Below are 19,752 nucleotides of genomic sequence, written 5' to 3' on the forward strand. Positions count from 1 at the left end.
CACAAGTGAGGGCAAGCGAAATGGAAGGGATTAAATTGGAAAAGCCTTATGTACTGCACTTTATAACACCAGCAAAGAACGCCAGTCCGTTTGACGTTAACATGGCCTATGACGCGGGTTATGACGCAATTGCCCAATATACCAATGTACAGTTGAACGAAGTAACCGGCCTGGTGCAGGATGCTATTTTCTCACGCGGTCCGCGTGGCGTATGGCGTACAGGTATGCTGATTGGTGGTCGCGATGTTGATCTTGCGATGGATATGCTGGAAACAGCCAAGAAATCCATGGTGCCACCTTTCGAGATTTCTGTATTTGCTGATCCATCTGGTGCTTTCACTACTTCAGCAGCCATGATGGCACGTGTTGAACAATTGCTGACCAAGCACTTTGGCGGCACGCTGGAAGGCCGCAAGGTCAGCGTATTCGGTGCTACGGGCCCTGTGGGCGGCTGTACGGCCGTGATTGCTTCCAAATATGGCGCGACTGTCGAGATGGTGGCGCATAAGACCATGGCAGATGTGGAAGAAAAGGCTGCTGCCTACAACAAACGTTACGGCACCAATATCACTTGTGTAGATGGCAGCACTGATGAACTGAAGGTCAAGGTTCTGGAAAGCAGCGACGTTGCCCTTTGTTGTGCGGCTGCTGGTGTGCGAGTGCTGACGATAGACCAGATGAAGAACTCCAAGACATTGAAGGTGGTGGCCGATGTAAATGCCGTCCCTCCAACTGGTGCTGAGGGCGTAGGTGTAATGGCCGATGGCGTTATCATTGAAGGTACCCAGATTTATGGTATCGGTGCCCTGGCGGTTGGCAATATCAAGTATCAAACCCAGCAGCGCTTGTTCAAGAGAATGCTGGAAGGCCAGAGCCATGTTTATATCGATTTCATTACCGCCTTTGAATTGGCGCGTAAAGATCTCGTATAGTCTGATCTGAGCAAAAAAGTAGCCATAGTGGCGGCGAATGTCCGCCCTTATGTCACAGCAGCAGCGGCAGCAGGATATGAAGTCCTTGCTGCCGATGTTTTTGGTGACGAAGATACGCTGGCGGCAAGTTGCGTTAGCCTTGTGCTGGAATACGGGAATAAAGGCTTTAGTCCTGAGGCAATACGTCAGGACTTAATCCCGGCCATTAAGGAATTTGGCGCGGAATGCCTCCTTTACGGTAGCGGTTTTGAAGCTCAACCCGAAATGCTGGATGAACTGGCAAAAAATATCCCGCTTGCAGGTAATCATGCTGAAGCTGTGGCCTCGTGCAAGGATCCTCAGCGCTTTCTGGCGGCTTGCCTGGCTAACGAAATCCCAGTGCCGCCTACGTGCCTTAACGCTCAGGCGCTGCCAGGCGATGATATTGAGCAATGGCTGTGCAAACGGCAGGGCGGGTGTGGTGGCATGCATATTACCTCGGCTAAAATCTCGGATGGTGCGGATGTGTATTTCCAGCGCAGGGTCGCAGGGGTGCCCGTGTCACTCCTGTTTTTTGCAGGGGCCACACGAATAACAGCATTGGGATTGCAACGTCAGTTGCTTGATCCATTGGGCACTGAGTTGCCTTATCGCTATGGTGGATTGGTAGGGCCGCTTGAGGTTGCCGCTTTGCCTGCGCAAGGCCTGCTGGATGCAGCGCACAAACTTGCCGCGGAATTTGGCTTGCGCGGACTCAATAGCCTGGATGCCATGGTCGATGGTGATCAGTACTGGGTGCTGGAGATCAACCCGAGGCTTAGTGCCAGTTTGTCGTTATATGAGATGCAGCCTGAGTGGCTGAAGGCACACATTCATGCAAGCATGGGGCAGCCTGTTGAATTGCCTGTTATAGCAGCAGGACAGGTCAAGGCTAATCTGGTATTTTATGCACCCTTTGAAGTCAAGATTTCAGCGGATTTTAAATGGCCGGAGTGGGTGGTTGATGTGCCATTGGCAAATACCGAGGTGGCCGAAGGCTCGCCATTATGTACGGTGCTGGCAGTCGCGGATGATGACCGGCAGGCAGAAGAATTAGCACGGGTACGTGCAGCTTTATTGAACACAATGCTCAAACATATTCAAAAAATCAGGAGAACAATATGAGTCAAGCCACTATTGATACCAGCCGCTGGCCTAGCGTGAACACGCTGACCGCGCCTCTGGTGCAATATATTCTCGATAATGCCGATGTACTGCGTGTTGATGTGGAAAAGCATGCTAGTGGTGCCACCATTATCGATGCCGGGATCAAGGCGGAAGGTGGCCTGGAGGCAGGGCGCCTGATTGCGGAAATCTGCATGGGGGGGCTAGGACATGTCAATTTGCAAACCAGCGCTACATTTCCCCATTGGCCATGGATGTTATCCGTACATTCTAATAATCCCATTTTGTCCTGCCTGGGCAGTCAGTATGCCGGGTGGAGTCTCGCGCATGAGAAATTTTTCTCACTAGGTTCAGGACCTGGGCGTGCCCTTGCTGGCCGCGAAGAGTTATATAAAGAGCTTGGCTACCAGGATAAGAGCGACTCTGCCTGCCTGGTGCTTGAAAGTGACAAGGCGCCTCCTGCCGAAGTGATCGAAAAGGTGGCACGTGATACCGGGCTCAAGGCTGAAAACCTGACTTTTATCCTGACACCTACCCGTAGCCTTGCAGGTACTGTGCAAATCGTTGCGCGGGTACTTGAAGTGGCAATGCACAAGATCCATACGCTGCATTTTCCACTGGAAAATGTAGTAGATGGCATGGCGAGTGCGCCGTTGCCTCCACCTGCGCCTGATTTTCTGATTGGTATGGGACGTACCAATGACGCCATCCTGTTTGGCGGTCATGCCCATATTTTTGTCAAAGGTAGTGATGCTGATGCTGCCAAGTTGGCACAAGAGCTGCCAAGCAGCTCCTCACGCGATTATGGCCGGCCATTTGCCGAGGTATTCAAGGCAGTGAATATGGATTTCTACAAAATTGATCCGCTGCTTTTCAGCCCAGCTGCAGTGACAGTGACCGCACTTGAATCTGGCAAGAGCTTTACTGGTGGCAAGCTGGATGCTGCACTGCTGGATCAATCATTTGGCTACAGCGCGTAACTTGAATTTTCGTATTCCCGTTTTTACTGATGATCCAGGCTGGCATGGCAAGCGCCTGAAAGAGGCTTTTGCCGTACGCGGCTATGAGGCAGAATTCATCTCGCTCAAGGACTGTGCCTTGAACCTTGCCAGTAATGGCAAGCCTGCTGTTCTGATTCCAGGGTTTGAGGAGGGATTGCCTGATGGTGTATTTGTGCGGGGTGTGCCCGGCGGCACACTACAGCAGGTGATTGCCAGGCTGGATATCCTGCATGCGCTCAAGTTGCTGGGGGTAACGGTTTATAACGATGGACGCACAGTGGAGCGTACCGTGGATAAAGCCATGACCAGCTTCTTGCTGCACCTGAATAATGTACCTACCCCCAATACCTGGGTGTGTGAATCCAGGGGGCAGGCACATGAGCTGATACTGCGTGAAACCATGGCTGGACGTACCTTGGTCATTAAGCCGCTCTTTGGTTCTCAGGGCAAAGGAGTGCGCAAGCTTGAGCAGGGCATGCCTTTTCCCGTTCCTATGGAGGAGCATGTGGATGGCCTCTATTATCTCCAGTCTTATATAGATAGCGGTGAAGGGGCCTGGCATGATCATCGCGTATTCGTGATCAATGGCAAGGCCGTGGCGGCGATGAAGCGCTACGGCAGCCATTGGGTCAATAACGTGGCCCAAGGTGGTCGCTGTGAATCCATCACTGCTCGGGGTGAGCTGGCTACGCTGGCTGAAGCTGCAGCCAGCGCGGTAAATGCAGACTACTGTGGTGTGGATATCATTCGGGATAGTGATGGCAAGCTGTATGTGCTTGAAGTAAATAGCATTCCTGCATGGAAAGGCCTGCAAGGCGTTGCTGGGCTTGATGTCGCCCAAGCCCTGGTGGATGATTTTCTGGCGCATATTAGCGCACGTCCCACACTTGCCGCCGTTTCATGAGTCCGCAACAAGTTGCTGAGGCCTTCAAGGCGGCATGCATGGCAGAGCTTGCTGCCCTCAAGCCGGGCAATGTCCACATTTTTGCCGATGGCCACGGTATGGTGGTGCAGCAGTTCATTCAGAGTGCTGAAGCCGTTGCAACAGTGATTGCCCAGCCGGGGTTGACGGTAGGGGCGCGGATCCTGGCCTCTATCAATGCCACTTGGCAAGTTGTAGATTGCAATACAAACCTTGGCATAGTCTTGCTTTGTGCCCCTCTGGCGCAAGCGGCACTTGGTGATGAGGGTTCCAGCCTGCGAGACAGGCTGGAACAGGTGCTAAAAGCGTTGACGATCAGAGATGCCGAGCTTGCCTTCCAGGCCATAGTGCGAGCCTCACCAGGCGGCTTGGGGGACAGCGCTCAGCACGATGTGCGGGATGCTCCTCAAATTACCCTGCGGGAGGCCATGCGGGAATCTGCGCAACGTGACCGTATTGCCTGGCAATATGCACATGAATTTGCTGATATCTTTGATTTCGGCATTAGCCATTATGAAGCTGCCATCAAGCGTTGGAACAATCCTGCATGGGCGACCACGGTGCTTTACCTTGCCTTCGTCGCTGAGTTTCCTGATAGCCATATTGTGCGCAAATATGATCTGGACCAGGCCCAGGAAGTTCAGCAGGTAGCAAAACGGCATTTGCAGGCGATGCTGCAACATGAAAATCCCAAGCTCTACCAGCGCGATCTTATGCAGTTTGATACCGAACTTAAAAGCAGGCGCTTAAATCCGGGTACCAGTGCAGATCTCACGGTTGCTACTTTGATGGCATATAGCCTGAAAAAAGCAGACTGACATATATAAACCGTCGGTGTGAGTGTATGGTTACCGCATATTTTCGGTTATACTAATTCGATTAAAAAATTCGGCGCGCTGACCTATTCTTCAGGCCAGCCAGCCTTGTGTTAGGCAGCCACGTTTTTCAGATTTAATTTCTGTATTTATTTCAAGGAGGAGCAATATGGCTAATTTATTCGATCAACTGAAGGAAATCACGACTATTGTTGCTGACACTGGCGACGTAGAAGCGATCAAAAGCGTTAAGCCTTATGATGCAACAACCAATCCGTCCCTGTTGCTGAAGGCAAGTACACTTCCACAATACGCTCCGCTGATCGACGAAGCGATTGCTTATGCCAAGTCCCAAAGCGGCGATAAGGCGCAACAAATTGAAGATGCAGCTGACAAGCTGGCTGTATTGATCGGCCAGGAAATCCTCAAGCACATCCCAGGCAAGATCTCCACTGAAGTGGACGCACGCCTTTCTTTTGACACTGACGCGATGGTGCAAAAGGGTCGCAAGCTGATCAAGCTGTACGCTGATGCCGGCGTTTCCAAGGATCGCGTACTGATCAAGCTGGCTTCCACTTGGGAAGGCATCAAGGCTGGTGAGATCCTTGAAAAAGAAGGCATCAACTGCAATCTGACACTACTGTTCAGCTTCGCCCAAGCACGTGCCTGTGCTGAAGCCGGCGTGTTCCTGATTTCCCCATTCGTTGGCCGTATCCTTGACTGGTACAAGGCCAAGACCGGTGAAGCTTACACTTCTGAAACCGATCCAGGTGTACTGTCTGTTCGCAAGATCTACGCGTACTACAAGGAGCATGGCTACAAGACTGTAGTGATGGGCGCTTCTTTCCGTAATACCGGTGAAATCACTGCATTGGCTGGTTGTGACCGCCTGACTGTTTCACCTAACCTGCTTGAGGAATTGAAGGCGACTGAAGGCAACCTGCCACGTGTGCTGGTTGACAACGGCGTTACCAAAGAACGTCCTGCTCTGTTGACAGAGAAGGAGTTCCGTTTTGACCAGAACGAAGATGCCATGGCAACAGAGAAGTTGGCTGAAGGCATCCGCGGTTTCGTCGTGGATCAAAACAAATTGGAAAAGGCACTTGCAGAAAAGCTGTAATTCTGCACTCCGGATGTTGCGACTCATATGCGTTGACATCCGGTCGTTTTGACGATTAAGATTGCTGTTCCGCTTTTTTATAAAAGTAGTATTAAATTTGTAACCATTTTGGAGGAAGTATCGTGGCATTGACACAAATGGCATTAGATTCATTGGATTTCGACGCAACTGTAGCGCTGGCTGAAAAGGTAGCTCCACACGTTGACATTCTCGAAATCGGTACACCATGTATCAAGCACAACGGTATCAAGTTGCTGGAAACTCTGCGTGCTAAGTTCCCAAACAACAAGATCCTGGTTGACCTGAAGACTATGGATGCTGGCTTCTACGAAGCTGAGCCATTCTACAAGGCTGGTGCTGACATTGCTACCGTTCTGGGTGTAGCTGATCTGGGTACAATCAAAGGCGTAATCGACGCAGCTAACAAGTACGGCAAGAAGGCTCAAGTTGACCTGATCAACGTTGCTGACAAGGCTGCACGTACTAAGGAAGTTGCTAAGCTGGGTGCACACATCATCGGTGTTCATACTGGTCTGGATCAACAAGCTGCTGGTCAAACTCCTTTCGCTGACCTGGCAACTGTAACTGGCCTGAACCTGGGCCTGGAAGTTTCTGTTGCTGGTGGCGTTAAGCCAGCTACTGTTGCACAAGTTAAAGATGCTGGTGCTACCATCATCGTTGCTGGCGCTGCTATCTACGGTGCTGCTGATCCAGCTGCTGCTGCTGCTGAAATCACTGGCCTGGCTAAGTAATCTTTCGCTTAAGCCTAGCTGAAATAAAGATCCACCATACATAGCTCCCAGAGCTAAGTTGGTGGATTTTTTTATTATGCTTTTTACAATCCATCATCGTTCAGGAAGGTGATCGCTATGAATAAATATCAAGAGCTTGTTGTTAACAAGCTGACCAGTGTGCTTAACAACACTGCAGAAGGTTTTGAGGACAAGATTCTGGCATTGGTTGAAGGTGCTGGTCGTACTTTCATCGGTGGTGCAGGCCGTTCCTTGCTGGTTTCCCGTTTCTTTGCAATGCGTCTCGTGCATGCCGGCTATCAAGTCAGCATGGTGGGTGAAGTGGTAACTCCCAGCATTCAGGCTGGCGACCTTTTCATTGTTATTTCTGGTTCCGGTGGAACAGAAACCTTGCTGCCCCTGGTGAAGAAAGCCAAGAGTCAAGGCGCCAAGGTTGCCGTGATTTCCATGAAAGCACAATCCCCAATGGCGGAGTTGGCTGACTTGGTAGTGCCAGTTGGTGGCAATGATGCACATGCGTTTGATAAAACCCATGGCATGCCTATGGGCACCATCTTCGAACTTTCTACATTGCTGTTCCTGGAATCTGCCATTGCCAAGCTAGTTGATGAAAAAGGCCTGACAGAAGAGGGTATGCGTGCAATCCACGCCAACCTGGAATAATCAGAGTATTCAGCTGATTCGAAAACCCGGAAAATCAATTATGATTTCCCGGGTTTTTTTGTGATGAGCTGGATATTTTGGATGGTGATAAGCTCAGCAGCAGAAGGCGTGAATTAGTTGTCCAAAAATTACAATTGATGCTTCAACGAACGCACGTAATAAAACACCTGAATGCGTTCTATATTAATTGTATGGAAGCAAATTAGTATTGTGACATTTCACATGGATTTCATAAATCTATGTATAATATCAACCAAATTTTCAGCTTGGCGTTAAACAGACGTAAAGCATTTTATGGCATAGCTAACCCAGCAATGCCAGGCTTGTTTCCACGGAAACTTTATATTGGAGAATAAAATGGCAGTTATTGATCGTGTTTTAGTAGGTGAAGCTCTTGTTATTGACAATCGTCCTGACGGCAGCGGCCTTGACCTGCTGAACGTAGCTCACATCGATCTAATTATTGGACCACGTGGTAGCGCTGCAGAAGATGCTTTCTGCCGTACACTGACAGACCAAAAGGAAGGCGTAAACGGCCTTCTGGCTATTGTTGCGCCTAACCTGATGGTTAAGCCAGCTACTGTTATGTTCAATAAGGTAACTATCAAGAACGGTAAGCAAGCTGTTCAAATGTTTGGCCCAGCACAACGTGGTATTGCGTTGGCTGTGATGGATTGCGTAGCGGATGGCACTATTCCTCAAGAAGAAGCTGATGACGTGTTCATTTCCGTAGGCGTATTTATTGACAGCCGTGCTGATATCGATGAGCGTATTCAAGAGTGGAACTACCAAGCCACCAAGCAAGCAATCAAGAGCGCTGTAGCACGTGAGCCTAAGGTTGCTGATGTACTGAAGGCTTACAAGGAATCTGCACACCCATTCCAAGCTAAGTAATTGCCTGGTTTGTTGCTGACCTGATTAAAAGGTTGGCATAAATAGAAACGCCCTTGCATAATTAATATGCAAGGGCGTTTTGTTTTGCTGGTTGGTTGAATTTTTTATATCAAGGTTGAAGCTTGCCCAGTTCCATTGCCCCTATTTGTCCTGTGTGCAGCGCACTAGCGACTAGTGCGCCGGAGATATGCATCTGGTGAAGTTGCTCGATATCTCCTATATGCCTTGTGCCGCCTGCTGCATAAATATTGGTGCGCGGGGATTGGGTCTTGTGGGCCTGGAGTTTGTCAAAGGCGGGGCCCGCGTTACTGCCCACTTGCTGCAGCGCCATGACAATGACATTGTCAGGCCATAGGTTGGTATCCGTTAGCAATGCTCCAGGACCTTGATATCCTTCCATATTGAAATCAATTGACAGGATAAAACGCGAATTCAGGTTCTGCGCCAGGGTATGATAGGTGCCGAGATCAGGCAGGCTTTCGCTGCCCACGATCATCTGCACATCAAGAGTTTCCCAGGTTGCAAGATCAGTCGTGGAAGACAAGCCTGCATCAAGCCATATTTCCAGTCCAGGATAAACGCGTTGTATATCAAGAATAATTTCCCTGTGATGCCCACGTTTTTGTATGGCATCAATGTCGGCAATATACAAACGCTTGAATGGGTATAATCCCAGAAGCGCCTCAATAATATCCATTGGAGCACTGGATTGGCAGATGGGCGATTCTATCGGACGATAATGCTGACGTTCGCCTTTTTTGGCATGTACAACCTGTCCATGCATTAAATCAATCACTGGTATGACTTGCACACGGTTTCCTTAATTTCTGATGCCTGAACAAAAAAAATTGAAAGTTTTTGTCTGTGAATACATCACTAGTGGCGGATTATACCGTGAGCCGTTGCCTGCATCCCTGGCGCAAGAGGCTTTGCTCATGCGGGATGCAATACTGCGGGACCTCTCGGGAATTGAAAACCTGGAAATTATGGTGGTAAGCGACCCCAGATTGCCTCTGCCTGCAATGACAGTCGCTTTACATACGCTTGAGTCCAAGCAGGATCCTTGGCCAGTCTGGCAACAAGTAATGAGCGAAGCTGATATTGTATGGCCGGTTGCTCCTGAAAGCCGGGGAGAGTTGTACCGGCTTTCCTTGATGATTGAGTCCGCCGGGTTACCGTCTTTAGCCAGCCCTGCAGCGTCTGTCAGGATTGCAGCCAGCAAATATGCGACTTTCCTGACACTTGATGCTGCGCATGTGCCTGTAGTAGATAGTCACCGCTTCCCAAGCCTGCCTGAGAATGCGCAGGCATGGGTTGCCAAGCCTGATGATGGCGTGGGTTGTGAGGATAGCCATTATTTTGAGCATCAAGAGCAATTACTGGAATGGTTAAGGCAGGGACATATGTCCAGCCATATCATACAGCCTTATATTGCAGGTATTCCGGCTAGCATTTCCATGTTGTGCAAAGAAGGCAAGGCATGGTTGTTGAGCTGTAATCAACAGCAGGTGGCATTGAAGGATGGCAGTTTCTATTATGCAGGCAGCATATTGAATGGACTGTCAGAGTATTGGCAACTTTTTGCTGAGCTTGCAACGCAAGTCGCGCAGGCCATGCCGCAGTTATTTGGTTACGTGGGAGTGGATGTGATGATCCGACATGACCAAACGATCCAGGTGCTGGAGGTCAATCCGCGGCTCACCACTTCCTATGCAGGATTGCAGGCAGCGATAGGGTATAACCCGGCACGGCTGATACTGGACTTGCTCTATAATGATGACTTCAAGCTGCCGCAGGATTTGCAGCGCAACAGAGTCGAAATCAAACTGAATGTCTGAAACGATAGAGTCTACACAGGAATTTACCTTAGGCTGGGATATAGGGGGAGCCAATCTCAAGGCTGCCCTGGTCAGATCGGATGGCATGGCGGTCAAGGTAATACAGGTGTCTTGTCCGCTATGGCAAGGTCTGGCGGAGCTGGATAATGCCTTGGCCCACGTGCTTCAAGAATTGGGTAATCTGGCTACATCTCATGTTGTCACCATGACAGGGGAGTTGGCGGATATTTTCCCCGATCGTCCTACCGGCGTCCTCGAGATTGCTCACCAAGCCAAGCTGCAGTTAGGTAATGATGTCCGGTTCTTTGCCGGGAATAACGGATTTGTTTCTTTTGAGAATATCAAAGCCCATGCGAATGCCATTGCTTCTGCAAACTGGCTGGCAAGTGCTGCTTTTGTGGCAAGCAAGCTACAGCAGGGCTTGTTTATCGATATTGGGAGTACAACTGCAGACTTTGTGTTGCTGCATGATGGAATGGTCGCCAATATCGGTAATAACGATGCGGAGCGCATGCAGCGCGAAGAATTAGTCTATACAGGAGCGATCCGTACATCGCTCATGGCATTGGCATCCAGCATTCCGTTTGGCGGCGAATGGCAGAGTGTCGCAGCTGAGCATTTTGCCACGACTGCAGATGTCTATCGCTTGACTGGCGATCTGGATTCTGTCGAGGATATGGCAGCAACAGCTGATGGTGCAGGCAAGTCCATAGAGGAAACCAATCGCCGTCTGGCACGTATGGTAGGGCGCGATGCGGCAGAGGCAGATGAGGGGGCCTGGGTACATCTGGCCCAGGCGTTCAAGCAGCAGCAATTAATCCTGTTGCGCCGTGCCGCCTTGCGTAATCTTTCCCGCAACCTCATCAGGCCGGGCATGCCTTTCATAGGTGCTGGCGCAGGCACATTCCTGGTGCGTGAGCTGGCGCAAGAGCTCGGTCATGAATTCATTGATGTCAGCTCATTGCTCAAGGCTGAATCCGATAATGTACGTAACTGGGCGGGAGTATGCCTGCCAGCGTATGCCGTTGCCAATCTGGGCATAAGGTGAACATGTTAAGACAAGAGTTACCCTATCAAGCAGATAGCTCAGGGCTGTTCGCCAGAATCTCACATCATCCCTGGGCGGTTTACCTGGACAGTGGCCGGCCAAATAATCATTATGGCCGATACGATATTCTAGTCGCAGATCCGGTCATGACGTTTTCCACCCGCGGTGATGAAACGGAAATTCATGATCATCATGGTCGCCAGGTTTCTGTGGAAGATCCTTTCAAGTTGTTGAAGCAGGTGCTGGAGCGATATCCCAGGTTCCCTGGTGATTTGCCTTTTACCGGCGGGGCAGTCGGATATTTTGGCTATGATCTTGCCCGGCGCCTGGAGCACTTGCCTGAGCACGCGGTTGATGGCGAGAATATACCGCAAATGATGGTAGGTATTTATGATTGGGCTGTGGTTGTAGACCACCGCGAGCAGAAGACCTGGCTGGTTTCATGCGCATTGCATGAAGATGCGCATCCCAACTGGCCTGATCTGTGCCGCCTGTTTGATGAAAATATCCAGCATCCCCAGCCATCAAGCTTATTCCGGGTAGTGTCAGAGACTTCGTCCAACCTTGATTTAGCGGCATATGGACTTGCATTCGAGAGAATTCAGCACTATATCCATGAAGGAGACTGCTACCAGGTTAACCTCGCACAACGCTTCAGCGCACAAGCACAAGGAGATGGCTGGTTGGCCTATCAGCGCTTGCGCAGTGTTGGTGCCGCTCCATTTCTGGCTTTTATGAACTTGCCTGGTGTGCAGGTATTGTCCGGTTCTCCGGAACGTTTCCTGCAGGTGAGTGGCCGTCATGTAGAAACCCGCCCTATCAAGGGGACGCGGCCACGCTTCAATGATCCAGCCGAGGATCAATTGCAGGCTGCGGAATTGCAGCAAAGCCTGAAGGACCGCGCTGAAAACCTGATGATCGTGGATTTGCTTCGTAACGATATTGGCAAAAGTTGTGCGACTGGTTCGGTCAAGGCTGATCGATTATTTGCCTTGGAAAGCTATACCAATGTGCATCATCTGGTGAGTACAATCACTGGGAAACTGGACGATGAGCACACGGCAATAGATTTGCTGAGGGGGTGTTTCCCCGGTGGCTCTATTACTGGTGCCCCCAAGCTGAGGTCAATGCAAATCATCGAGGAGTTGGAGCCTCACCGGCGTGGTGTATATTGTGGGGCTATCGGTTATATCGGGTTTGATGGCAATATGGACACTAATATTGCCATACGCACAGCGGTTTACTCTGCTGGCGAAATACGTTTTTGGGCCGGTGGCGGGATTGTGGCTGATTCCGAACTGGAAAAAGAATATCGCGAAACTTGGGATAAGGCGTCGACCATGCTGCAACTTGTAGAGTATTTCCGGGGTAATCCATATGTGGGTAATTAAGCTTGGCGGCAGTCTCTTGGGATCACCAGAGCTTAATATCTGGCTGGATACGATTGCCCGGCACGGGGATGGAAAGATATTGATTGTGCCTGGCGGCGGGATTTTTGCAGATGCTGTGCGAGACGCGCAGATCAGTAGTGGCATAGATGATGCGACGGCTCATAGAATGGCTGTCATGGCGATGGATCAGTATGGCGTACTGATGACCGGCTTGAGCCCTCGCCTGGTGACGGCGCGCAGTGAGCTTGAAATTGCCGAGCGTGGCTGGCAGCATCGCGGTATTGTGTGGTTGCCCAGCGACATGGTGTGCGCTGACGATACTATTCCCATGAATTGGGAAATTACTTCTGACAGCCTGGCGGCGCACTTGGCAGCGAAGCTGAATGCAGAACACTTGGTCCTAGTGAAATCCTCGCGCCCCGATGCCGATCAGCAGGTTTCACTGGAAAAACTGACAAAGGAAGGCTTCGTTGATGCCGGTTTTGGGGACCATATTGCAGGGAAGGCATTCAATACCTGGGTAGTGGGCAGGCAGGACTGTGTGGCTTTCAATGATGGTTTTATCTACGAGGAACTGGCACGGGTTGGTTTGCCTGTGAGATGTTCCTGGAATTGAGAAAGGAAACCCAATGAGCGAAACCAATGAGCGGGTATATAGCGGTGCGGAGATTGAGGCCATTATCAAGGCCGAACTGCCGCACTGGTATTACGAAGATGGCTGGATCAGGCGCAAATACCGTACCAGTGGCTGGAAGGCGACCTTGATGGTAGTCAATACTGTTGGGCATCTTGCCGAGGCTGCCTGGCATCATCCTGATCTTACTGTTTCCTATGCCTTTGTTATCGTTAAACTGTGTACTCACAGTGCCAAAGGCATTACCGACAAGGATTGGGAGCTTGCCCGCAAGATTGAATCAGTGATTCAGTGGCAGCCGGGCAAGGAAGAGGGTTCATTGGAAGGCACTCCCAATGATGATGCACGCTTCAAATACCTTAAATATGACGACTGATTCATTGAAGTTGTCATCATCAAAAAATGGCTGAGATTGTTCTCAGCCATTTTTTTGTCTTTTCATTTCTTTTTCAGCGATTTTTTCCTAAAGAATATTCCCTGCTTGACGATAACTAAATTGAAGGAATATCATATTTTTCATATTTAGTATTTTATTCATATTTTGGGATGTGGAATTTGTATTTCCATCGTATGAAAATCCAGTTCTGTCGATGGTTCTATTAAGGAGAATGAGATGATCGCAACGATAAAACAATGCCTGCTAAACCTGTACCTCGATGAAGAAGGGGCTAGCGGAATCGAGTACGCCTTAATTGCAGCCATGGTTGCTGTGGTGATTGCAGGATTCTCCGGTGGTGTCAGAACAGCGGTGACTACAATTTTTACTAATATCAGTACCGCACTAACAACAGCTGCAACTCCTTGATCGTTTGATCAATGCTAATGCAGGCGCCGACGATTATCTGTGTGTGGGCTGGAGTCCTCAGCTTTTATGATTTAACTCAACGCAGAATTCCCAATGTGCTTAGCCTAGGTGCATTATTGCTTGGTCTGGGTTACATGGTGATTGCAGGGCAGACTTACTACGGCCAGCCTGTATCTTCTGCCTTTTGGGGGATGGCCGTGGCTTTTTTATTGACGATTCCCGGATATGCCAGTCATACCCTGGGCGGCGGGGATGTGAAATTGCTGGCGGCAATTGCTGTTTTGTTTGGTGTGAAAGTCGTGGTGACAAGCTTTGTGATTGCATCGCTTGGGGTATTCAGCTTGCTGGTGGTGTGGTGGTATTTCACCCCACAACTGTTGTCGCTTGGCTGGGTAGCATGTGCACCTCGCAAGCGCCGCTATATCCCGTTTGGCGCTGCAATAGCCCTGGCTATGTGTGTCACGGTGCTTTTTCCTGAATGGGTGGGGATGGAGTTATGGCAAATCTGAATCTGGCATTGAAGCGCAAGCAGTCTGGGGCAGCGGCCATAGAGTTTGCCATGCTTTTCATGCTGTTCTTTACCTTGTTCTACGCTTTGGTGACCTACGCCATTGTCTTTCTGTTGCAGTCATCCTTTGTATTTGCTGCCTCCGAGGGGGCACGTTCGGCGATTGCAGTTGATCCCATGGCCTACGGCAGCAGTGCCCAATATGCCAGCGAAGGCGTTTCTTCCAGAGTAAGAAATACTGTCAGTGGCGTATTGAACTGGTTGCCCGAGAATATTCGCGAGCATGTGCTTGGCACCAATAACAGCAAAGTGGTGGTGGATGTTGCTGGAAATAGTGTGAGTGTCAGGGTGATATACCACAACTACGGCGCCAATCCGGTAATTCCCATACTGAATATTCCAGGTTATGGGCCAATGTTGCCTATGCCGCTCAATTTACAGGGGAATGCCAGAGTGAACCTTGTATAGAGCTGATTTAAGCCGGTTTTAATCGTGGGGCATAATAAAAATGAGCGGAAATGCATTAAGGATTACAGCGATTCTATTATTCATGGGGGCGTTATTGATTGGCTGGTACGGTCTCAGGACGAGCCAGCAATCTGAGACGGTTGCACCGTCTACCATATCAATCGTGCGCTATTCACAGGTAGTGGCACGCCAGGATATCCCTGCCGGACATGTGTTAAAGCTGGAAGACTTGGCACTCGAAGAAAGCGAAACCCAAAATCACCTGGCCTATCACTCAACAGCAGAGTTGATCGGGCGCATGGTAGAAGCTGGGGTCAGCAAGGGCAGCTTGCTGCTGCATGGTCATTTTCCTCAAAGGGGGGCAGCTGCCCAGTTGCTCAAGTCTGGCGAGCGCGGCGTAGCTGTCAAGGTGGATGAGGTCATCGGCGTTGGTGGATTTATCCAGCCAGGCGATCATGTCGATGTACTTGTCTATCTCAATACGAGCAATGGCTTATCCACGGAAAGCTCGGCCCAATCCATTCTCCGGGATGTCCGGGTCATCAGTTACGGTGAGACCTTGCAGCAGAGTGATCCAGCCTCCTCAAATGCTCCCCCGGCAGCTAATGCCCTGGCTTCTGGTTCCAGCAGCCAGGGCAAGGCACAGGCGATGAGCGGTCACTCTGCTGTACTCGCCGTAAAGGAAGAGGATGTTGCACGTCTCATGCTGGCTGCCAGTGGCGGGACATTGCGCCTATCCTTGCGCGGCGCTGTGCTGGAGCAATCTTCCAGCGCTAGTGATTTTGTGCGTTTATCCGATATTGCAGGTACCAAACAAAAGGCGGTCACGCCAGCCTTGGCCAAACCTGTTCGTCAATTGGCTGGGGCGGCCAGAATACCAATCACCAGCGTGGTTATGCACGTCGGTGACAAGACTGAAACTGTCAATTTCAAAGGACAATAAATGGCAGCGTTTAACTTGCGGGAGCGTACCAGGAAGATTTTTTCCTGGCTGGTAGTGGTAGGTGCTGTGATGCTAGGGCAGGGAGCATGGGCCGAAGATATCAATGTGAGCATTGGGCAGCAAAATCTCTATGAGCATCCTGTGGCCTTACAGCGGGTGGCAATCGCCAATCCGGAGGTGTTGGCTGTAACGATGACTAGCCCTAGGACCATGATGATCATTCCCAAGGCAGCAGGTTCTACCGAGATCAGCTTATGGGATGGAAAAACTACGCAGCCCGGGCGTGTTCTGCGTGTGAATGTGATGCCGTCATCCATACTTGAAACCCAGGGGCTGAATGCAGTACGGACAGGTGACCTGCATGTGGAACCGGCGGGCAATGGGCTTGCTCTGATAGGCGAGGCGCAATCTCTGGAAGAACATGCGCGGGCTGTAGAGTCCTTGCAGAAAGACCGCAAGGGCGCACTCGATGTATCCAGCAGCGAGTTTGAAAGCCACGTCCAGATTGACATCAAGGTGGTGGAAGTCAGCCGGCAGAATGCCATGCGTTTCGGTTTCCTAATGGGTCGTAACGGTAGCACCCATGAAGGTTTTGGCGTGGTGTCTCCACCGGGTACCTTGTCAGGAGTGGAAAGTGATGGAGGCAGGTTTAATTTTGCAAGCGGCTCAGGATTCCTGCCTGTATTGAATGCATTCAATCTGGTACTGGGAAACCATGGTTCAGGCTTGTTGGGCACGCTCAGCATCCTGGAAACCAATGGGTTTGCCTATACTCTGGCGGAGCCGTCTCTTTCAGCGATTTCAGGCCAGACGGCCACTTTCCTGGCAGGTGGAGAGTTTCCTGTCCCTATCCGTACGGGCGGCGGCTCAGACAGCGCAATCACCATACGCTATAAAGAATACGGCGTCAGGCTGATGCTCACTCCTACCATACTGAGTGGTGAACGCATTTTCCTGAAAGTGGCGCCTGAAGTCAGTGAGCTGGATTTTGCCAATGCAGTGCAAACCGGTGGCGTTTCAGTGCCTGGCCTCAAGGTGCGTCGTACGGAAACCAGCGTATCCCTCGGCAATGGCGAGAGTTTTGTGATCAGCGGCATGGTGAGCCGTAATACGGTAAACAATATTGATAGGGTGCCATGGCTCGGCAGCATTCCTATTCTGGGCGCATTTTTCAGCTCCAAGCGTTTTGACCGCGAAGACAAGGAGTTGCTAATGGTGGTTACACCTCGCCTGGTGCGGCCAATCGCCAGCAGTGCTGCCTTGCCCGAATTGCCCGGCAAGGAAGTAAAGGACTACAAGCCATCGTTCGGCGAGTTCTTCCGTTCGCGCGCAGCCTATCCGAAACCGAGCACGACGGGGATGTCACGATAATGCCAGATAGCCGAAATTACATCGTAATCAGTAATGGCGATGACTGCATACGCTGGCTCAAGGCGGTCTCCGACTACTCAACCAAGTTCATTTTTGTTGAGGAGCGTGATACTTCCAAGCTGTTCCAGCTGCTGGATGCTGTGAATATTAATGCTGTCTTACTGCACATGCGCTCGCAGGATTTTCGCCAGGAGGTTGCGTTATCGCCTGCATTTCAGCAGGAGGTGGCATTTATCGAGGAAATCAGTGCCACCAGGCCGGATTTGCCAGTGCTGGCAGTGGCGTCTACGGTGGATGAGCAGCTATTGCTAACCATCATGCGTGCCGGGGCGCGCGATTTTATACCCATTGGCAGCAAGGATGGCGAGTTGTTGGCGATATTGGGGCGCTACAGCCTGCTCAGGCGTGAACAGGCTGTGCCGCAGCCAATAACAGGCAAGATAACTGCCATCATCAATGCCCGCCCCGGGCAGGACTCTGTCATGTTGGCGATCCACCTGGCACAGGCCATGCAGGAAAAAGAACCCACATTATTGGTGGATCTAGGGATGCCACATGCCGATAGCCTAATATTCATGGGCATGACGGCGAAGTACAGTTTCGTGGATGTGATGCGTAACCTGGGCCGGATTGATGACACCCTGATTGATACCGGCTTTGCCAAGCACAAGTCAGGTTTGACGGTATTGTCCATGCCTGAAGACCCTGAAGATGATTTCCAGATATCGCCTGCCGATATCTATACCGTGCTACGCACCTTGCGCAAGAGTTTCTCACAGGTTGTGATTAATCTGGGCGGCGTGACGCGGGTGGATTTCCTGCAACTTATATTGTCGTCTGTAGACCGGCTGATCGTGGTTGCTGAGCAGAGCGTGCCAAGTTGCAAACGTAATTATGAGTTGTTGAAGGCCCTGCGTGCGCAAAAGCTGGAAATGCAGAATGCTGGGCTGGTACTGGATCATTACCTGGGCCGGATGATGCCGGATGCTGACAATATCGCAGCCTCTTTTGGCTTGCCGGTGCTTTGCTTGTTGCCACCTGCCGGCATGGTACGGCTTGCATCAGTGAATACCGGAGACAGCATCTTTGAGCAAAATCCAAAGAGCCTGTACGCCACCAAAGTACGTGAACTGGCGATGAGGCTGATGGAAAGCCGGGAACAATCCCCCAAGCCAAGCCTGGTTGCCAGGGTCCAGCGCCTGATTGCTGAGTTGAGCTTTGTCAGGTCTTAGCAGGCAACCATGAGAATTTCCGAATATCGCTACGATCTCAAGGCTGCAGACCAGTCGCAGGACACCAAGCTATTGCTCCATGGATATCTGATTGCCGAGATTGAGCAGGACCGGACCGACTTGCTGGGCATGTCCAAACAGCAGATGTTTACCTATATCAACAGCAAGGTTTATCGCTATGTGGCCGAAAAACAGCTGGTGGTCAGTGCCCATGACCTCAAGCTGCTTACTGAAGAGATGGTTGACGAGCTGGCGGGTTTTGGCCCGCTGGAGGGCTTGATCAAGGACGATAGTATCAATGACATTCTGGTGAATGGCGCCAGGGATATTTTTATCGAGCGCAAGGGCAAGTTGGAGAAGACCCAGCTGCGTTTTATTGATAACGAGCATGTCCTGCGTGTGATACGCCGTATTTTATCTCCGCTGGGGCGCCGGGTGGATGAGTCCAGCCCCACGGTGGATGCCCGGCTGCCGGATGGAAGCCGGCTTAATGTCATCATTCCGCCGCTGGCGCTCAATGGTCCTTGCATGTCGATACGGAAATTCCGCAAGACACCGATTTTGGGGAGCGACCTGCTGGCATACGGTACGCTGAACTCGCAGATGCTGAGTTTTCTGACAAATGCTACCGAGCGGCGCGTCAATACCATTATTAGCGGTGGCACGGGCGCAGGCAAGACTACCATGCTGAATTTCATGAGCCGTTCCATACCTGCTGGCGAGCGTATTGTCACCATTGAGGACGCAGCCGAATTGAGGCTGGCGCATAACCACGTGGTGCGCCTGGAGACACGGCCGCAAAATCTGGATGGCATGGGGGAAGTCTCTGCCCACGACCTGGTGCGTAATGCCCTGCGTATGCGCCCTGACCGCATTATCCTTGGCGAGGTTCGCAGCAGGGAGGTGATGGACATGCTGCAGGCGATGAATACCGGTCATGAAGGCTGTATGAGCACTGTTCATGCCAATAACCCGACCGATGCCTTGCTTCGTCTTGAAACTCTGGCGGGCCTTGCTGGTTTCCAAGGCGCGGAAGCAACCATGCGCAAGATGATCGCCGCAGCCATAGAATTGATCATCCAGGTCACGCGTATGCCTGACGGCAAGCGCCGGGTCACTTCCGTTGTGGAGGTGGTCGGTATACGGGATGATCGGTTTGTGACCAATGAGCTCTTCAATTACAACCCCGAGATGGACAAGTTCTCCAGCTTGCCTGTCACCCCAAGCAATCCCAAGCTACGTGATGCACTGGCATGCAGCTAGGAGGCAAAA

General features: G+C 51.0%; 22 protein-coding genes. 21 read left to right on the top strand and 1 reads right to left on the bottom strand.

What is annotated here, in order from left to right; translation table 11 throughout:
- Positions 1–20: 20 nt before the first annotated feature.
- The 9 genes from LG200_RS04550 (at position 21) to fae (ending at position 8,242) form a co-directional block, all read left to right on the top strand.
- Positions 21–932 (top strand): NAD(P)-dependent methylenetetrahydromethanopterin dehydrogenase, encoded by a 912-nt coding sequence (locus LG200_RS04550; RefSeq protein WP_226756401.1) that lies wholly within the window; start codon positions 21–23, stop codon positions 930–932.
- Positions 933–959: 27 nt separating this feature from the next.
- Positions 960–2,075: an ATP-grasp domain-containing protein gene (locus LG200_RS04555; protein WP_226756402.1), complete on the top strand. Its 1,116-nt coding sequence runs from the start codon at positions 960–962 to the stop codon at positions 2,073–2,075.
- Complete coding sequence (gene mch, locus LG200_RS04560; protein ID WP_226756403.1) at positions 2,072–3,055, top strand: methenyltetrahydromethanopterin cyclohydrolase; 984 nt, start codon at positions 2,072–2,074, stop codon at positions 3,053–3,055. Before LG200_RS04555 ends, mch begins: the two co-directional genes overlap by 4 nt.
- Before the next feature lies 1 nt (position 3,056).
- Positions 3,057–3,980 (top strand): ATP-grasp domain-containing protein, encoded by a 924-nt coding sequence (locus LG200_RS04565; RefSeq protein WP_226757302.1) that lies wholly within the window; start codon positions 3,057–3,059, stop codon positions 3,978–3,980.
- Positions 3,977–4,816 (top strand): triphosphoribosyl-dephospho-CoA synthase, encoded by an 840-nt coding sequence (locus tag LG200_RS04570; protein WP_226756404.1) that lies wholly within the window; start codon positions 3,977–3,979, stop codon positions 4,814–4,816. The genes LG200_RS04565 and LG200_RS04570 overlap by 4 nt, the downstream gene beginning before the upstream one ends.
- Before the next feature lie 166 nt (positions 4,817–4,982).
- On the top strand, positions 4,983–5,933 hold the full coding sequence (gene tal, locus LG200_RS04575) for a transaldolase (protein WP_226756405.1): 951 nt from the start codon (positions 4,983–4,985) through the stop codon (positions 5,931–5,933).
- Positions 5,934–6,055: 122 nt separating this feature from the next.
- Complete coding sequence (hxlA, locus tag LG200_RS04580; protein WP_226756406.1) at positions 6,056–6,685, top strand: 3-hexulose-6-phosphate synthase; 630 nt, start codon at positions 6,056–6,058, stop codon at positions 6,683–6,685.
- A gap of 117 nt (positions 6,686–6,802) precedes the next feature.
- Complete coding sequence (gene hxlB / locus LG200_RS04585; protein ID WP_226756407.1) at positions 6,803–7,348, top strand: 6-phospho-3-hexuloisomerase; 546 nt, start codon at positions 6,803–6,805, stop codon at positions 7,346–7,348.
- Positions 7,349–7,705: 357 nt separating this feature from the next.
- A complete protein-coding gene (gene fae, locus LG200_RS04590; protein ID WP_226756408.1) occupies positions 7,706–8,242 on the top strand; it encodes a formaldehyde-activating enzyme in 537 nt (178 codons plus the stop codon).
- Between the two features lie 109 nt (positions 8,243–8,351).
- On the opposite strand, the gene LG200_RS04595 is transcribed toward fae, so the two are convergent.
- Positions 8,352–9,053, bottom strand: a complete 702-nt coding sequence (locus tag LG200_RS04595; RefSeq protein WP_226756409.1) for a HisA/HisF-related TIM barrel protein — start codon at positions 9,051–9,053, stop codon at positions 8,352–8,354.
- Between the two features lie 37 nt (positions 9,054–9,090).
- On the opposite strand from LG200_RS04595, the gene LG200_RS04600 reads away from it, so the two are divergent.
- The 12 genes from LG200_RS04600 (at position 9,091) to LG200_RS04655 (ending at position 19,743) form a co-directional block, all read left to right on the top strand.
- Entirely contained in the window at positions 9,091–10,080 is a 990-nt protein-coding gene (locus LG200_RS04600; RefSeq protein WP_226756410.1) for an ATP-grasp domain-containing protein, read from the top strand.
- Positions 10,073–11,128, top strand: coding sequence for a hydantoinase/oxoprolinase family protein (locus LG200_RS04605; protein ID WP_226756411.1), 1,056 nt, complete (start codon positions 10,073–10,075; stop codon positions 11,126–11,128). The genes LG200_RS04600 and LG200_RS04605 overlap by 8 nt, the downstream gene beginning before the upstream one ends.
- Positions 11,129–11,130: 2 nt before the next feature.
- Positions 11,131–12,519: an aminodeoxychorismate synthase component I gene (pabB, locus tag LG200_RS04610; RefSeq protein ID WP_226756412.1), complete on the top strand. Its 1,389-nt coding sequence runs from the start codon at positions 11,131–11,133 to the stop codon at positions 12,517–12,519.
- Positions 12,506–13,135 carry an amino acid kinase family protein gene (locus LG200_RS04615; protein ID WP_226756413.1) on the top strand — a complete coding sequence of 210 codons (630 nt, stop codon included), beginning with the start codon at positions 12,506–12,508 and terminating at the stop codon, positions 13,133–13,135. Before pabB ends, LG200_RS04615 begins: the two co-directional genes overlap by 14 nt.
- Positions 13,136–13,148: 13 nt before the next feature.
- Positions 13,149–13,529 (top strand): 4a-hydroxytetrahydrobiopterin dehydratase, encoded by a 381-nt coding sequence (locus LG200_RS04620; protein ID WP_226756414.1) that lies wholly within the window; start codon positions 13,149–13,151, stop codon positions 13,527–13,529.
- Between the two features lie 237 nt (positions 13,530–13,766).
- Complete coding sequence (locus LG200_RS04625; protein WP_226756415.1) at positions 13,767–13,958, top strand: Flp family type IVb pilin; 192 nt, start codon at positions 13,767–13,769, stop codon at positions 13,956–13,958.
- 17 nt (positions 13,959–13,975) lie between these two features.
- Positions 13,976–14,467, top strand: coding sequence for an A24 family peptidase (locus LG200_RS04630; protein ID WP_226756416.1), 492 nt, complete (start codon positions 13,976–13,978; stop codon positions 14,465–14,467).
- Positions 14,455–14,934, top strand: a complete 480-nt coding sequence (locus LG200_RS04635) for a TadE/TadG family type IV pilus assembly protein (protein ID WP_226756417.1) — start codon at positions 14,455–14,457, stop codon at positions 14,932–14,934. The genes LG200_RS04630 and LG200_RS04635 overlap by 13 nt, the downstream gene beginning before the upstream one ends.
- A gap of 40 nt (positions 14,935–14,974) precedes the next feature.
- Entirely contained in the window at positions 14,975–15,877 is a 903-nt protein-coding gene (gene cpaB, locus LG200_RS04640; RefSeq protein WP_226756418.1) for a Flp pilus assembly protein CpaB, read from the top strand.
- On the top strand, positions 15,878–17,248 hold the full coding sequence (locus LG200_RS04645; protein WP_226756419.1) for a type II and III secretion system protein family protein: 1,371 nt from the start codon (positions 15,878–15,880) through the stop codon (positions 17,246–17,248).
- Entirely contained in the window at positions 17,248–18,480 is a 1,233-nt protein-coding gene (locus tag LG200_RS04650; RefSeq protein WP_226756420.1) for an AAA family ATPase, read from the top strand. The genes LG200_RS04645 and LG200_RS04650 overlap by 1 nt, the downstream gene beginning before the upstream one ends.
- 9 nt (positions 18,481–18,489) lie before the next feature.
- Positions 18,490–19,743, top strand: coding sequence for a CpaF family protein (locus LG200_RS04655; protein WP_226756421.1), 1,254 nt, complete (start codon positions 18,490–18,492; stop codon positions 19,741–19,743).
- The last annotated feature ends 9 nt before the right edge of the window (positions 19,744–19,752 follow it).

This window comes from Methylobacillus caricis, from assembly GCF_020532705.1.
Lineage (GTDB): Bacteria > Pseudomonadota > Gammaproteobacteria > Burkholderiales > Methylophilaceae > Methylobacillus > Methylobacillus caricis.

Excerpts from the sequence above, each read along its gene's own strand:
- LG200_RS04550 (WP_226756401.1), top strand. The coding sequence starts at position 21 with ATGGAAGGGATTAAATTGGAAAAGCCTTATGTACTGCACTTTATAACA.
- mch (WP_226756403.1), top strand. The coding sequence starts at position 2,072 with ATGAGTCAAGCCACTATTGATACCAGCCGCTGGCCTAGCGTGAACACG.
- LG200_RS04570 (WP_226756404.1), top strand. The coding sequence starts at position 3,977 with ATGAGTCCGCAACAAGTTGCTGAGGCCTTCAAGGCGGCATGCATGGCA.
- tal (WP_226756405.1), top strand. The coding sequence starts at position 4,983 with ATGGCTAATTTATTCGATCAACTGAAGGAAATCACGACTATTGTTGCT.
- hxlB (WP_226756407.1), top strand. The coding sequence starts at position 6,803 with ATGAATAAATATCAAGAGCTTGTTGTTAACAAGCTGACCAGTGTGCTT.
- fae (WP_226756408.1), top strand. The coding sequence starts at position 7,706 with ATGGCAGTTATTGATCGTGTTTTAGTAGGTGAAGCTCTTGTTATTGAC.
- LG200_RS04605 (WP_226756411.1), top strand. The coding sequence starts at position 10,073 with ATGTCTGAAACGATAGAGTCTACACAGGAATTTACCTTAGGCTGGGAT.
- pabB (WP_226756412.1), top strand. The coding sequence starts at position 11,131 with ATGTTAAGACAAGAGTTACCCTATCAAGCAGATAGCTCAGGGCTGTTC.
- LG200_RS04615 (WP_226756413.1), top strand. The coding sequence starts at position 12,506 with ATGTGGGTAATTAAGCTTGGCGGCAGTCTCTTGGGATCACCAGAGCTT.
- LG200_RS04620 (WP_226756414.1), top strand. The coding sequence starts at position 13,149 with ATGAGCGAAACCAATGAGCGGGTATATAGCGGTGCGGAGATTGAGGCC.
- LG200_RS04625 (WP_226756415.1), top strand. The coding sequence starts at position 13,767 with ATGATCGCAACGATAAAACAATGCCTGCTAAACCTGTACCTCGATGAA.
- LG200_RS04630 (WP_226756416.1), top strand. The coding sequence starts at position 13,976 with ATGCAGGCGCCGACGATTATCTGTGTGTGGGCTGGAGTCCTCAGCTTT.
- LG200_RS04635 (WP_226756417.1), top strand. The coding sequence starts at position 14,455 with ATGGCAAATCTGAATCTGGCATTGAAGCGCAAGCAGTCTGGGGCAGCG.
- cpaB (WP_226756418.1), top strand. The coding sequence starts at position 14,975 with ATGAGCGGAAATGCATTAAGGATTACAGCGATTCTATTATTCATGGGG.
- LG200_RS04645 (WP_226756419.1), top strand. The coding sequence starts at position 15,878 with ATGGCAGCGTTTAACTTGCGGGAGCGTACCAGGAAGATTTTTTCCTGG.
- LG200_RS04650 (WP_226756420.1), top strand. The coding sequence starts at position 17,248 with ATGCCAGATAGCCGAAATTACATCGTAATCAGTAATGGCGATGACTGC.
- LG200_RS04655 (WP_226756421.1), top strand. The coding sequence starts at position 18,490 with ATGAGAATTTCCGAATATCGCTACGATCTCAAGGCTGCAGACCAGTCG.